Consider the following 14530-nt stretch of genomic DNA (forward strand, 5'->3'; position numbering starts at 1 on the left):
AAGAAGACCATGTCAAATACTTCGTCCACCCCCGCGGTGCGGGTCCAGGACGTCTCGATCACCTACCGGACGACGTTCGAGCGGGTGCCGACCTTCAAGACCGCGATCGTCCGGTTCGGCCGCGGCGAGCGCGCGATCCGCGAGGTCAAGGCCGTCCAGAACATCTCCTTCGACGTCGACCACGGTTCCACGATCGGCATCATCGGCGCCAACGGCGCCGGTAAGTCGACGCTGATGCGGGCGATCGCCGGCATCCTGCCGCCGACGTCGGGCCGGATCGAGGTGCACGGCCGGGTCAGCACGCTGCTGTCGCTGGGCGTCGGCTTCAACGCCGCCCTGTCCGGTAAGGAGAACATCGTTCTCGGTGGTCTCGCGGCCGGCCTGACCCGCAAGCAGGTGCAGGAGCGGTTCGAGGAGATCGAGGCCTTCGCCGAGCTCGGCGAGGGGTTCATGGAGATGCCGATGCGGACGTACTCGTCCGGCATGTTCCAGCGCGTCGCCTTCGCGGTCGCCGTGCACATGGACCCCGACATCCTGATGATCGACGAGGCCCTGTCGGCCGGTGACGCGCAGTTCAAGACCAAGGCTGCCGCCAAGATGAAGGAACTCGTCGAGAACAGCCGGACGATGTTCCTGGTCAGCCACGCGATGAGCAGCGTTCGCGAACTCTGCAACGACTGCATCTGGATCGACAAGGGGAAGGTGATGATGCGCGGCGAGCCCAAGGAGGTCATCGACGCGTACACCCACTTCCTCAAGGTCGGCGCCACCGAAGCTGTATCTCTCGAGGACCTCTGACCGTGTCGAACACCCGCCGTACGGCGCCGGACGTGGGCATCATCACGACCGGGCACGACGTCGCCGACGCGCGCCTGCACAAGATCACCGCGGCCCTGCAGCACCGTGACCTCACGGTCGAGCTGTGGGGCCTCGGCGAGCCGGACGGCGGGCCCGCGGGCGCCGTCGTCCACGCGGGCCCCCGCGGGAACCTGGTGCAGCGACTGGCCCGGACGGCGGTGCTGCCCTGGCGGACCAAGGCCAGGGTGGTGATGACCGTCGATCCGGACATGATCCCGGTGACCCGGCTCGTCACCACGCTGCGCCGGCGCAAGATGGTCGCCGACATCCACGAGGACTACACCCGCCTGCTCGCCGACCGCGCGTGGGCGAAGGGGCCGGCCGGGTTGCCGGCCCGGATGATCGTCCGGGCCAGCTCGAAACTGGCGGCCGGCGCCGACCTGACGGTCGTCGCCGATTCCCACCTTGCCCCGCACGAGGCCAAACAACGCCTCGTCGTGCAGAACTTTCCCTACGTGCCCTTCCTCGCGCTGACCCCGCCCACCGGCGAGCCGCGCGCGGTGTACGTCGGTGACCTGCGGGCCAGCCGCGGGCTGTTCGACATGGTCGAGACGGTCGCCGCCGCCCCCGGCTGGTCGCTGGACCTGATCGGTCCGGTCGCCCCGAGCGACCGGGACGCCCTGGAGGCCCGGATCGAGCAGGCCGATCTGGCCGGGCGGGTCCGCCTGCACGGCCGCCAGCCACCGGCCGACGCCTGGCAGCTGACCCAGGGCGCCTGGGCCAGCCTGGCCATGTTGCAGCCGACGCCGGCCTTCGTGGAGGCGATGCCCTCCAAGATCTACGAGTACCTCGCCAGCGGTCTTCCCGTGCTGTCGACCCGGTTGCCACGGCAGACTCGGGTCATCGAGGAGTCCGGTGGCGGAGTCCTGGTGGACTCGGTGGCCGAGGCGTCGGAGACCCTGCGGCGCTGGTCCGCGGATCCCGGGGAACTCGAGAAGTTGCGCGACCACGCGCTCCAGTGGGCAGCCGCCAATTTGCCCACGACCACGCCGTACGACGAATTGGCCGACGCGATTCTCAATTTGCTAAGAGGAAGTTGATGACGGACCGCCCTCATATGTTGTATGTCGCCTGGGGCTTTCCGCCCTGCCGGGGTGGCGGTGTCTACCGGGCGCTGGCCACAGCGAACCGGTTCGCCGCGCTCGGCTGGAAGGTGACGGTGCTGACGGCCGAACGAGAGACCTTCTACCGGTTCACCGGAGCCGACCGGACGCTCGAGGACCGGGTCGACCCGTCCGTCGAGGTGGTCCGGGTGCCCTTCGACTGGCCGGTCATGGAGACCGACCTGCGGCGCTGGCCCAAGGCGCGGGCGCGTAACCCGCGGCTGTGGAGCAAGTGGCGTAACAAGCAGGACCTGATCCCGTTCCCCGAGCATGGCTACGGCCCCTGGCGATCGGTGATCGAAGAGGCGGCGGACCGGATCCACGCCGAGCACCCGGTCGACCTAACGGTCGCCACCGCGAACCCGCATGTCGCGTTCACCGCCGCGTACCACCTGCACGAGAAGGCCAACGTGCCGTACGTGATGGACTACCGCGACGCGTGGCTGCTCGACGTCTTCAGCGGTGACCGGCTGCACGAGCCGAACAGCCGGGCCGCGAAGTGGGAGAAGAAGCTCGTCGACGCCGCCCAGGAGGTCTGGTTCGTCAACGACCCGATCAAGGAATGGCACGTCGAGCTCTACCCCGAGCAGGCGGCCAAGATGCATGTCGTGGCCAACGGCTTCGACCCCGAGCTGGTCCCGGACACCCATGACCGCGGCCCGGTCGGCGACCGCCCGCTCGTCTTCGGGTACGTCGGTACGGTGTCGCCGAAGGTCCCGCTGCAGGACTTCGTCGACGGCTGGAAGGTCGCCGTCGAGGAGTCGGCCGAGCTGGCCGGCGCGAAGGCCAAGATCCACGGCTACCTCGGGTACTACGCCGTCCCGCGCCCGGACATGCTGGCCGCGATCAACTCGGGCGCCGACGAGGGCGTCTCCTACGAGGGCCCGGTCGGCAAGGCCGAGATCGCCAAGGCGTACGACGAGTTCGACGTCCAGCTGCTGATGCTGGGCAAGGGCAAGTACGTGACCAGCGGCAAGGTCTTCGAGTACCTGGCGACCGGGCTGCCGGTCGTCTCGGTGCACGACCCGGAGAACGCCGCGTCCGACGTCCTGCGCGGGCACCCGCTGTGGTTCCCGGTCACCGACGTCACGCCGGAGGCGATCGCCGCCGCGCTGGTCGAGGCCGCGCACGCGGCCCGGACGGCCGACGAGGGCATCCGGCAGAAGGCGCGCGAGTTCGGCGCCGGCTACCGCCGTGACCTGGTGATGGACCCGCGGATCACGGCCCTGGCCGAGGTCGTCAAGAGCAAGAGTGGAGTCTCCGCATGACCGGGGCCAAGGTCGTGCTGCTGAGCACCAAGCGGCTGCAGCCGGACTACTTCGACACCATCCGCGCGGATCTCGGCGGTGACGCCGAGCTGGTCCTGGACGTCGTCGGCTGGCTGCCGCCGATCGATGTCGTCGACGAGAAGGTGCACACCTTCACGCTGATCGGCCCGGGCAAGATGCCGACCGGCGAGACCGCTGGTGACGACACCGACGAGTTCGACGACGGCGACTTCGACGACGCGGACGACGAGTTCGACGAGTCCCCGGACGCCGTCATCGCGCCGGAGTCCGTCTCGGATCCGGCGTCCGTCACCGGGCAGAGCCTGACGCCGGCCTCGGCCGAGCAGCACGCCGGCCAGGGCGCCGACCATGCCGCCGACCAGGCCCCGGCCAAGCTGCCGCGGAAGCGGCCGGAGCCGATGCCGTGGGGGACGGCGCGGGTGCAGCAGGCGGTGCGCTGGCGGTACCGGCGCGCCCGCCGGACGATGGGCCGGGCCGTGATGAAGGTCGGCCCGGTGAAGTTCGTCCGGACGTCGCGGGTCAGCAAGAACCTCAGCAAGGCGTACTGGAAGCGGGTGCAGACCCGTCCCGACGTCCGTGAGCTGCTCTCGCACGCCGATGTCGTGATCGCCCTGGACGCGAACGCGATCTGGGCCGGTTGGCACCTCGGGCAGGAGCGGCCGGACCGGCCGGTCGTGCTCGGTCTGCCGGCCGCCCGCCGCGAGCTCGACGCGCTCAAGGTCCCGGCAGGTCACTGAGGTCATGTCCATGACGGTGTCGCGTTCGATGCGTGACCACCTGCCGGCGCCAGTTGCCCGGACCGCGAAGGCGGTCCGGGCGCGTCTGCGTGGTCTGCGTTACGCGTACGCCCCGTTGCCGGAGTTCCCGCCGGCGAGTGCGGCTCCGGTGCGGCTGCTGGTCGGCCCGACCAACTCCGCCGGTCAGGGCTATGCCTGGGCTCGTGCGGCCCGTTCGTTGCCCGGCGTCGACGCGCTGTCGTTCGCGCTGCGTAAGTCGAGCGGGTTCCGGTTCGCCGACGACTACGGCGTACCGCTGCCGTGGTGGAGCCAGTCGCGCTGGGCCCGCGCGCAGCGCGACCACGTTCTCGGCACGTACACCCACGTTCTCGTCGAGTCGCTGCGTCCGTTGCTCGGCTACCACGGCCACCCGGATGCCGCCGCCGACATCGCGGCCATGCGGGCCGCCGACATCGACGTGGCGCTGCTGTTCCACGGCTCCGACATCCGGCTGCCCAGCCGGCATGCGGCCCGCGAGCGGTTCTCGCCGTTCGTCCCCGGTGACGAGCTCACCGACAAGCTGGAGGTCCAGGCCCGGCAGCACGCCGAGCTGATCGAGCGCCTCGGCCTGCCGGTTTTCGTCTCCACCCCCGACCTGCTGATCGACGTCCCGGGCGCGACCTGGCTGCCGGTCTCGATCGACCCCGTGCCCTGGGCCCAGGCGGCGCAGCCGCTGTTCGCCGGTGACCGCCCGGTCGTCGTCCACGTCCCGTCGAACTCCAAACTCAAGGGCTCGGCCCGGATCGACGAGGTGCTGACCGGTCTGCAGGAGCGCGGCCTGATCGAGTACCGCCGGGTCACCGGCGTACCGCACGATCGGATGCCGGCCGTGATCGGCGGCGCCGACATCGTTGTGGACCAGCTGGGAATTGGCCTGTACGGCGTCGCCGCGGCCGAGGCCCTGGCCGCGGGCCGGATCGTCGTCTCCTACGTCGGTTCGGAGCTACGCAAAAGGGTGCGTAGTCTGACTGGGCGAGAGGTACCGATCGTGGAGGCGGACGACGACACGCTGAGTGACGTCGTCGGCGATCTCGTCGCGAACCCGCAGGCCGCTGCCGCCCAGGCAGCGGCCGGGCCCGGTTTCGTGGCGGAGCTGCACGACGGCCGCCGCGCAGCCGAAGTCCTCAGCCACTGGCTGACCGAGAAGGAGACCCTGTGAGCACCCGAATCGCCCCGACGGCCGATGTCGACGAGCGCGCCCAGATCGGCGACGGCTCGTCGGTGTGGCACCTGGCCCAGGTCCGCGAGAACGCGGTGCTGGGCAAGAACACCATCGTCGGCCGCGGCGCCTACGTCGGGACCGGGGTCCGGATGGGCGACAACTGCAAGATCCAGAACTACGCCCTGGTCTACGAGCCGGCGTCCCTCGAGGACGGCGTGTTCATCGGCCCGGCCGTGGTGCTGACCAACGATTACTTCCCCCGCGCGGTGAACCCGGACGGCACGCCGAAGAGCGGCCACGACTGGGAGCCCGTCGGGGTCACGCTGAAGGAGGGCTGCTCGCTGGGCGCGCGCAGCACCTGCGTGGCGCCTGTCACCGTGGGCCGCTGGGCGACTGTCGCCGCGGGCGCCGTGGTGGTCAAGGACGTTCCGGACTTCGCGCTGGTCGCGGGCGTCCCGGCACGGTTCCTCAAGTGGGTCGGCAAAGCCGGCGTACCCCTGCTCGACGTGGGCAACGGCGAGTTCAAGTGCCCGCAGACGGGCGCGATGTACATCGAAACCGACGGACGGCTGCGGCCGGCCGATGAAGCACAGGAGGAGAACTGATGGTGCAGCCGATTCCGGCCGCGAAGCCGATCATCGGGAAGGAGGAGCGCGAGGCTGTCGACCGTGTCATGCAGTCCGGCATGCTCGCCCAGGGTCCTGAGGTGGCGGCGTTCGAGCAGGAGTTCGGCGCAGCGCTGGTCTCCGGCCGGGCGTGCGTCGCGACCAACTCCGGGACGTCGGGCCTGCACCTGGGCCTGCTGGCCGCGGGTGTCGGTCCGGGTGACGAGGTCATCGTCCCGTCCTTCACCTTCGCCGCGACCGCCAACAGCGTCGCGCTGACCGGCGCGACCCCGGTCTTCGTCGACATCGAGCCGACGTACTTCTGCCTGGACCCGGCCGCCGTCGAGGCCGCGATCACCGAGAAGACCAAGGCCGTCATGCCGGTGCACCTGTTCGGGCACCCGGCCAACATGACCGCGCTGCAGGCGATCGCCGACAAGCACGGCATCGCCATCTACGAGGACGCCGCGCAGGCGCACGGCGCGACCTGGAACGGCGCGCCCGTCGGCACCTTCGGCGACTTCGCGATGTTCAGCCTCTACCCGACCAAGAACATGACGTCCGGTGAGGGCGGCATGAACTCGGTCGCGAACGAAGAGCTCGAGCGCCGGATGCGGCTGTTCCGCAATCAGGGCATGCTCAAGCAGTACGAGAACGAGGTCGTCGGCCTGAACAACCGGATGACCGACCTGCACGCCGCCATCGGCCGCGTGCAGCTGACCAAGGTCGGCGGCTGGACCAAGCAGCGGCAGGAGAACGCGGCCTTCCTGGACGCGAACCTGGCCGGCGTCGGTATCCCCGCGGTCGCCGACGAGGCGTCGCACGTGTACCACCAGTACACGATCCGCGTCACCGAGGACCGCGACGGTTTCGCGAACGCGCTGCGCACCGAGTACGGCGTCGGCTGCGGCGTCTACTACCCGATCCCGAACCACCGGCTCCCGTCGTTCCAGCGCGAGCTGGAGCTGCCGGAGACCGAGAAGGCCGCTCAGCAGGTGCTCTCGCTGCCGGTCCACCCGTCCCTGTCCGAGGACGACCTGAACCGGATCGTGGCCGCGGTGAACACCGTGGCGAAGGCTGGTGCGTGAGATGGCGAACCTGAAGGCGGGCCTGATCGGCCTCGGCATGATGGGCCGGCACCACGCCCGCGTGCTGGCTTCCCTCGAAGGCGTCGACCTGGTCGCCGTCGCGGACCCGGGCGGTGACAAGTTCGGTGTCGCCGGCGGTCGTCCGGTGCACTCCACCATCGAGCAGTTGATTGCCGAAGGCATCGACTACTGCATGGTCGCGGTGCCGACCCAGTACCACGCCGAGATCGCCAAGGCGCTGGCCGAGGCCGGCGTGCACGCGATGATCGAGAAGCCGCTGGCCGGCTCCTCGGCCGAGGCCACCGAGATCGCCAAGGCGTTCGAGGCGGCCGGCCTGGTCGGCGCGGTCGGTCACATCGAGCGCTACAACCCGGCGCTGCAGGCGCTCCGGGTCCGCCTCGAGGCCGGCGAGCTGGGCGACATCTACCAGATCACCACCCGCCGGCAGGGCCCGTTCCCGGCCCGGATCGCGGACGTCGGCGTCGTGCTCGACCTGGCCACGCACGACATCGACCTGACCGCGTGGGTGACGCAGTCCCCGTTCGTCACGGTCTCCGCGCAGAGCGCGCACAAGTCGGGCCGCCAGTACGAGGACCTGATCGCCATCACCGGCAAGCTCGCCGACGGCACCGTCACCAGCCACCTGATCAACTGGCTGTCCCCGATGAAGGAGCGGCTCACCGTCGTCACCGGTGAGAAGGGCGCGTTCATCGCCGACACCCTGACCGCCGACCTGACCTTCCACGCCAACGGCACGGTCGCCACCGCGTGGGACGACGTCGCGCACTTCCGCGGCGTCAGTGAGGGCGACATGGTCCGCTACGCGATCAGCAAGCCCGAGCCGCTGCGCACCGAGCACGAGCAGTTCCGGGACGCCGTCCTCGGCAAGGACGCCGATATCGTCACCCTGGCCCAGGGCCTGGCGACCGTCGCCGTCGCCGAGGCCGTCATCCAGTCGGCCGCCGAGGACCGGATGATCAAGGTCACCAGCGCATGAAGGTTCTGAGCATCGTCGGGGCGCGTCCCCAGTTCGTGAAGCTCGCGCCGATCGCCGAGGCGTTCGCCGCGACCGACCACGAGCACGTGATCGTGCACACCGGTCAGCACTACGACAAGAACATGTCCGACGTGTTCTTCGCCGACCTGAAGATCCCGGCGCCGGATGTCCACCTGGGCGTCGGCTCCGGCAGCCACGGCGTCCAGACCGGCGCGATGCTGTCCGCGATGGACGCCGTCCTGGACGAGCACCGCCCGGACTGGGTGCTCGTCTACGGCGACACCAACTCGACGGTCGCCGGCGCGCTGTCCGCGGTGAAGATGCACCTCCCGGTCGCGCACCTGGAGGCCGGTCTGCGGTCGTTCAACCGGCGGATGCCGGAGGAGCACAACCGCGTCCTCACCGACCACGCGGCCGACATCCTGCTGGCCCCGACCCAGGTCGCGATGGACCACCTGGCCAACGAGGGTCTGAAGGAGCGCTCCCGGCTGGTCGGCGACGTCATGACCGACGTCTGCTTCCGGGTCCGGGACGCCGTCCAGGACAAGCCGTTCGACCTGCCGTTCAAGCAGGGCGAGTACCTGGTCGCGACGATCCACCGGCCGGACAACACCGACGACCCGGAGCACCTGGCCGGCATCATCGAGGGCCTGGCCAACGCCGGGCGCCCGGTGGTCCTGCTGGCGCACCCGCGGCTGGTCGCCAAGTGCGCGGAGCACGGCATCAAGCTGGAGCGTCCGGACGGTTCGCTGCACGTCCGCGAGCCGCTGGCCTACCCGGAGATGGTCCAGGCCGTCCTCGGCTCGGCCGGTGTCGTCACCGACTCCGGTGGTCTGCAGAAGGAGGCCTTCCTGCTGGGCCGCGTCTGCACCACGTTGCGCCCCGAGACCGAGTGGGTCGAGACCGTCGAGTCCGGCTGGAACGTCCTGACCATGGACGTGAGCAAGCTCCCCGAGCTGGCGGCCCGGACGGCGCCGTCCGGCGAGCGTCCGACGCCGTACGGCGACGGGCACGCGGCCGACCGCGTGGTCGCCGCCCTCGCCGAGTAGTTCGATGACGATGGCTGCCGGGGACCGGGTGCGGCCTGTTCAGGACAATCCTGAACAGGCCGCCTCGGCCACGGCAGCCAACGTCGTTTCACCGCGCGTCGAGTCGCTGACCGGCCTGCGCTGGTGGGCGGCGTTCTTCGTGTTCACCCACCACATGGGGAACCTGGCGCCGCTGCCGATCCGCGAGTTCCTGAAGCTCGGCACCTCCGGGGTGACGTTCTTCTTCGTGCTCTCGGGGTTCGTGCTCACCTGGTCGGCCCGGCCGGGGACGTCGGCGGCGACGTTCTACCGCCGCCGGTTCGCCCGGATCGTCCCGGCGCACGTGGTCGCGCTGATCCCGGCGCTGTTCGTGTTCTACCGGTTCGATCCGCCGGAGAACCTGTTCTGGATCAAGCCGGTCGCGATGACCGCGATCGTGTTGTCGCTGTTCCTGCTGAACGGCTGGTCGAACGACCCCAACATCCTGTACGGCGGTAACCCGGCGTCCTGGACGTTGTCGATCGAGGCGTTCTTCTACGCCTTCTTCCCGTTCCTGTACCGGATCACCGCGCGGATGAAGCTGATCGGCGCGCTCGTCCTCGCGGCGGCCGCGCTCGCGATCGCGGCCGCCTACCGGCTCACGCAGTACCACTGGGCCGAGCTGCCGACGCTGCCGCCGCCGTTGCTGCACACGGTCGCGTTCCTGGTCGGGGTCGCGCTGGCGATCGCGTTGCGCTCCGGCTGGACGACGCGGCTGCCGGCCTGGCTGGGCTACCTCGCGATCGGCGCCGGCCTGCTCGTCCTCGCCTACACCTTCCGGCACCCCGGCAAGGTGCCGTTCGGGACCGAGATCAGCCTGCTGCAGAAGGAGATCCTGACTCTCCTCTACGGTTTCCTGATCCTGGTCGTCGCCGCCCGGGACCTGCGCGGGGGCCGGTCCCTCCTCCGGAGCAAACCACTGGTCGCACTCGGCCAGTGGTCGTACTCCTTCTATCTGGTGCACGCCACCATCCTGTACGGGATCAGGGAGCTGCACGGGTCCGCGGAAGCGGTCTCGTGGTCGAACCTGATCTGGTACGCCGGTGTCGGCGCCGTATCGATCCTCGCCTCGTGGCTGCTCTACCGGTTCGTCGAGCATCCGCTGGAACTGAAGCTCCGAGGCTCCCGTTCAAGAATCACTACCTAGTGGAGTTGTCGTGCGAGTCAGTGTTGTTGCCTTAGGCAAGATCGGCCTGCCGTTGGCGGTCCAGTTCGCGTCCAAGGGTCACCAGGTCGTCGGTGTCGACATCAACGAGAAGTTCGTCGAGCTGGTGAACGCCGGCCAGGAGCCGTTCCCGGGTGAGGACCACCTGCAGGAGCTGCTCGCCGAGACCGTGGCCGACGGCCGCCTGCGGGCGACCACCGACTACGCGGACGCGATCCCGAACAGCGACGCCGTCGTGATCGTCGTCCCGCTGTTCGTGGACGAGAAGACCGGTGAGCCGGAGTTCGGCTGGATGGAGAACGCGACCCGTTCGCTGGCCGAGCACCTGACCCCGGGCACCCTGGTCTCCTACGAGACCACGCTGCCGGTCGGCACCACCCGGAACCGCTGGAAGCCGATGCTGGAGGAGATCTCCGGCCTGACCGAGGGCACCGACTTCCACCTGGTGTTCTCGCCGGAGCGGGTGCTCACCGGCCGCGTCTTCGCGGACCTGCGCAAGTACCCGAAGCTGGTCGGCGGCCTGTCCGACGAGGGCGCCAAGCGGGCCACCGAGTTCTACGAGGCCGTGCTGGACTTCGACGACCGTCCGGACCTCGAGCGGGGGAACGGCGTCTGGGACCTGGGCTCCGCCGAGGCCGCCGAGCTGGCGAAGCTGGCCGAGACGACGTACCGCGACGTGAACATCGGCCTGGCGAACCAGTTCGCCCGCTTCGCCGGTCAGAACGGGATCGACGTCACCCAGGTGATCGACGCGTCGAACTCGCAGCCGTACAGCCACATCCACCGGCCCGGTATCGCCGTCGGCGGCCACTGCATCCCGGTCTACCCGCGGCTGTACCTGTACACCGACCCCGACGCGACCGTCGTCCGCGCGGCCCGCGAGGCCAACGCCGGCATGCCGGACTACACCATCGGCCTGCTCGAGGGCGCGTACGGCGACCTCAAGGGCGCGAAGGTCGTCGTCCTCGGCGCGTCGTACCGCGGCGGTGTCAAGGAGACCGCGTTCTCCGGCGTCTTCCCGGCCGTCGACGCGCTCAAGGGCCGTGGCGCCGAGGTCTTCGTGCACGACCCGATGTACACCGACGAGGAGCTCACCGGCCTCGGCTTCACGCCGTACGCGCTGGGCGCCCCGGTGGACGCCGCCGTCCTGCAGGCCGACCACGCCGAGTACGCCGAGCTGACGCCGGCCGAGCTGCCGGGCGTGCAGGTGCTCGTCGACGGCCGTGACCGTACGGACGCGGCGAAGTGGGCGGGCGTCCGTCGGATCGTGATCGGAAGGTCCGTTCGGCAGTGAGCCACCCCGACCTGCGGGTCGTGATGCTGGTGGCGGACGACGTCACCGGTGACAGCAGAGTCCGCAGGGAGGCTGCGGTGTTGGCCGAGACCGGGGCACAGGTCACTGTGCTCGGGGTCTCGGCCACCGGGGAGCCGTCGAAGGAAGTTCTCGACGGCGCCCTGATCGTCCGGGTGTCGGTCCCGTACCGGCTCCGGGACGAGCGGTCGCGCCGCCGTGCCGCCCGCCGGGACTGGCGTCCCCCGCTGGTCGGGTACAAGCACCAAACGACGTACACGGCGCGTTCTCTGCGCGCCAAACTCGGCGTCGCCGAGCTCCAGGCCGACGCCGGGCACGAGCAAGCTGGCAACCAGGGCGGCAGCGCGGCCGGCCGGATCTCTCGGCAGGTTCGGGGCGCCGGGTGGTTCTTCTTCCGTGCGGCCAAAGGTCTGCGGAACGCCGTCGGCCGGCAGGCTGACGTGCCGTTCCGCGGCGGCTGGCGGGCCTACGACTCACTCGTCGATCGGCTGAGCTGGCCGGCGCCCTGGCAGCGCATCCACCCCGAGGCACTCGACCTCGAGCTCGCCTTCGGCAATCTGGTCGATCGGCTGGAGCCGGATGTCGTCCACGCCCAGGGCGTCCAGGTCCTCGGCGTCGCCACCCGCGCGGTCGGTCGCGCGAAGTTGAGCAAGCGGTCGCTGCAGGCCGTGTACTCCGCTGGCGACGGGCCGACCGGGAGCCGTCGGGCCGTGCGGGCCTGGGCCAATCACGAGCGGCAGTACCTCGGGCGGGTCGACCGCGCGCTGAAACCGGGGGAGGAGCTGCGCGCGGTGTACGCCGAGCTGACCGGCCGCCCGATCGCGGCGGTCGAGCGGCCCGAGCCGTCGGCGCAGTCCCGGCGGTTGCTGATCGGCCCGGCCAACGTCGCCGGGCAGGCCTGGATGTGGTCGCAGGCGGTGGAGCGGGCGGTGCCCGGCATCGCGGTCGAGACGCTGGCGACGAGCGACACGAAGTACGCCTTCCCGGCGCATCGGCGCGGTACGTACGAGCAGTACCGGTCCGATCTGCGCTGGCAGTTCGAGCTGACGGCGTACGCGCTGTCGGAGGTCACCCACGTGCTGTTCGAGCGCGGCCGACCGATGTTCGGTCAGCTGCCCGGGCAGAGCTGGCTGGTCGACGTCCCGACGCTGGATCGATCGGGGATCGCGCACGGGCTGGTTTTCCACGGCTCCGAGATCCGGGATCCGGCGCGGCACCGGCAGCTGTTCGAACATTCGCCGTTCCAGGATCCGAGCGATCCGCTGACGGCCCAGCTGCAGGCGGAGGTGGACCGGACGCGCGCCCAGCTGGCGACGTACGACGGCCCGGTCTTCGTCACCACCCCTGACCTGCTCGACTTCGTCGACAACGGCAGCTGGCTGCCGCTGACGGTCGATGTGACGGCCTTCGCGTCCAGCCGGCCGGTGTTGGAGCGCGACGTCCCCGTCGTCCTGCACGCGCCGTCCAGCAGCGCGCTGAAGGGCTCGGCGTACGTCGACCCGGCGCTGACCGCGTTGCAGGAGCGCGGCCTGATCGAGTACCAGCGCGTCGAAGGCGTGCCGCACGCCGAGCTGACCGAGCTCGTCCGGGAGGCCGACATCGTGATCGACCAGCTGACGCTGGGCTCGTACGGCGTTTTCGCGTGTGAGTCGATGGCGGCCGGGCGCGTCACGGTCGGCCATGTCGCCGCCCGCGTCCGCGCGCAGCTGCCGACCGAGCTGCCGATCGTGGAGGCGAATCCTGGCGACATCGGCGCGGTGATCGAGCGGCTCGTCGCCGAGCGGGAAACCGCCCGGAAACTGGCTGACGGCGGCCCGGCGTACGTCCGGGACGTACACGATGGGCGCAGAGCGGTCGACGCGCTGCTACCTTTCCTCGGTGGCAGGTGACATGCGGGTATTGATGATCGCTCAGTCCCCCATCGCGGGGGACTCGCGAATCCTTCGGGAGGCGACCGCGCTGGCGGACGCCGGACACACGATTCACATCATCGGGCGCGACGTGCCCGAGGGGTTCTCGATCGGGAGCGGGATCACCGTCGAGTCGGTCTCGCGGTCCGCCGGGCTGCGGGCCGGTGGCGGCGGTCTGTCGGTCGGGCACGGGCGGCGCGGGCCGAAGGTGCTCGCGAAGCGCTTCGGGCGCTGGCTGCTACTGCCCGAGCACCGGAACCGGACCGAGAAACAATGGCGGATGGACGCCACCGCGGCGGTCGCGGCCTCGGGGCCGTTCGACGTTGTGCACGCGCACGACTTCAACACCCTCGAGCTGGCCGCAGAGTTCGCCGAGCGGTGGCAGGCGGTGCTGGTCTACGACAGTCACGAGCTGTGGTTCGACCGCGCGCTGCCCGGCCGGCCGACGCCGTTGTGGCGGGCCCGTGGCCGCCGTTTCGAGGCCGAGCTGGCCGCGAAGGCGCGGGTCGTCTTCACCGTCTCCGACGGCATCGCCGCTCGGCTGCGCGACCGCGGCCTGGCCGACGTCCGCGTCGTCCGCAACACCTTCCCGCGGCCGGACTTCATCCCCACGCCGCTGGACCACCCCGAAGGCCTGCTGTACGCCGGTCGCGTCGGCGCCGGCCGGGACCTGCCGACCGTGGTCGGGGCCGCGCGCCAGCTCGCGCCGTTCAAGACCGTGCTGATGGGGTCGGTGGATCCCAACTACCGCTTGGACCTGGGCACGGTCGAGGTCGTCGCGGAGCGTTCGATCGACGAGGTCGACGAGACCCTGCGCTCGTACGGCATCTCGCTGGTCACGCTCACGAACACCTGTGAGAACCACCGGCTGGCCCTGCCGAACAAGCTCTTCCACGCCGTCCGGGCCGGCGTCCCGGTCGTCGCCGCCGACCTCCCCGAGCTGCGCTCGGTCGTCACCGCGCACGACCTCGGCACGCTGTACCAGCCCGGCAACCCCGGCTCGCTCGCGGCCGCCGTCCGGGCCCTGATCGACTCCTACTCGACGTACACGGCCGGCATCCGCGCCGCCGCCGACGAGCTGAACTGGGAGCACGACGCCGAAACCCTCGTCACCGCCTACGCCGAGCTGGCCAACACCCGCACCACCGCCTGAGGCCTACGTTCCGCCACGCCATCACAATCACACCGCGGCGCCCCG

The 14530-nt window shown here is 70.4% G+C and carries 13 protein-coding genes; all 13 read left to right on the forward strand.

The window, feature by feature from the left end:
* Positions 1–9 precede the first annotated feature (9 nt).
* The 13 genes from ACZ6ZD_RS10540 to ACZ6ZD_RS10600 are packed head-to-tail and all read left to right on the forward strand — an operon-like array spanning position 10 to position 14485.
* Positions 10–798: an ABC transporter ATP-binding protein gene (locus ACZ6ZD_RS10540; RefSeq protein ID WP_465670487.1), complete on the forward strand. Its 789-nt coding sequence runs from the start codon at positions 10–12 to the stop codon at positions 796–798.
* 2 nt (positions 799–800) lie between these two features.
* The gene (locus ACZ6ZD_RS10545; RefSeq protein ID WP_465670489.1) at positions 801–1898 is read left to right on the forward strand and encodes a glycosyltransferase family 4 protein; all 1098 of its coding nucleotides are present in this window, start codon (positions 801–803) and stop codon (positions 1896–1898) included.
* A complete protein-coding gene (locus ACZ6ZD_RS10550) occupies positions 1898–3229 on the forward strand; it encodes a glycosyltransferase (RefSeq protein ID WP_465670491.1) in 1332 nt (443 codons plus the stop codon). Before ACZ6ZD_RS10545 ends, ACZ6ZD_RS10550 begins: the two co-directional genes overlap by 1 nt.
* Positions 3226–3987 carry a hypothetical protein gene (locus ACZ6ZD_RS10555; RefSeq protein WP_465670493.1) on the forward strand — a complete coding sequence of 254 codons (762 nt, stop codon included), beginning with the start codon at positions 3226–3228 and terminating at the stop codon, positions 3985–3987. Before ACZ6ZD_RS10550 ends, ACZ6ZD_RS10555 begins: the two co-directional genes overlap by 4 nt.
* 10 nt (positions 3988–3997) lie before the next feature.
* Positions 3998–5185 carry a hypothetical protein gene (locus ACZ6ZD_RS10560; protein ID WP_465670495.1) on the forward strand — a complete coding sequence of 396 codons (1188 nt, stop codon included), beginning with the start codon at positions 3998–4000 and terminating at the stop codon, positions 5183–5185.
* Positions 5182–5793, forward strand: coding sequence for an acyltransferase (locus ACZ6ZD_RS10565; RefSeq protein WP_465670497.1), 612 nt, complete (start codon positions 5182–5184; stop codon positions 5791–5793). Before ACZ6ZD_RS10560 ends, ACZ6ZD_RS10565 begins: the two co-directional genes overlap by 4 nt.
* Positions 5790–6881: a DegT/DnrJ/EryC1/StrS family aminotransferase gene (locus tag ACZ6ZD_RS10570; protein ID WP_465672668.1), complete on the forward strand. Its 1092-nt coding sequence runs from the start codon at positions 5790–5792 to the stop codon at positions 6879–6881. The genes ACZ6ZD_RS10565 and ACZ6ZD_RS10570 overlap by 4 nt, the downstream gene beginning before the upstream one ends.
* A 1-nt stretch (position 6882) precedes the next feature.
* On the forward strand, positions 6883–7878 hold the full coding sequence (locus ACZ6ZD_RS10575; protein ID WP_465670499.1) for a Gfo/Idh/MocA family protein: 996 nt from the start codon (positions 6883–6885) through the stop codon (positions 7876–7878).
* Positions 7875–8927, forward strand: coding sequence for a non-hydrolyzing UDP-N-acetylglucosamine 2-epimerase (gene wecB, locus ACZ6ZD_RS10580; protein WP_465670501.1), 1053 nt, complete (start codon positions 7875–7877; stop codon positions 8925–8927). Before ACZ6ZD_RS10575 ends, wecB begins: the two co-directional genes overlap by 4 nt.
* A gap of 4 nt (positions 8928–8931) precedes the next feature.
* The gene (locus ACZ6ZD_RS10585; protein WP_465670503.1) at positions 8932–10092 is read left to right on the forward strand and encodes an acyltransferase family protein; all 1161 of its coding nucleotides are present in this window, start codon (positions 8932–8934) and stop codon (positions 10090–10092) included.
* Between the two features lie 10 nt (positions 10093–10102).
* Positions 10103–11404: a nucleotide sugar dehydrogenase gene (locus ACZ6ZD_RS10590; RefSeq protein WP_465670505.1), complete on the forward strand. Its 1302-nt coding sequence runs from the start codon at positions 10103–10105 to the stop codon at positions 11402–11404.
* On the forward strand, positions 11401–13311 hold the full coding sequence (locus ACZ6ZD_RS10595) for a glycosyltransferase (protein WP_465670507.1): 1911 nt from the start codon (positions 11401–11403) through the stop codon (positions 13309–13311). Before ACZ6ZD_RS10590 ends, ACZ6ZD_RS10595 begins: the two co-directional genes overlap by 4 nt.
* The gene (locus tag ACZ6ZD_RS10600; protein WP_465670509.1) at positions 13301–14485 is read left to right on the forward strand and encodes a glycosyltransferase; all 1185 of its coding nucleotides are present in this window, start codon (positions 13301–13303) and stop codon (positions 14483–14485) included. Before ACZ6ZD_RS10595 ends, ACZ6ZD_RS10600 begins: the two co-directional genes overlap by 11 nt.
* The last annotated feature ends 45 nt before the right edge of the window (positions 14486–14530 follow it).

The organism is Kribbella sp. NPDC104218 (genome assembly GCF_055584105.1).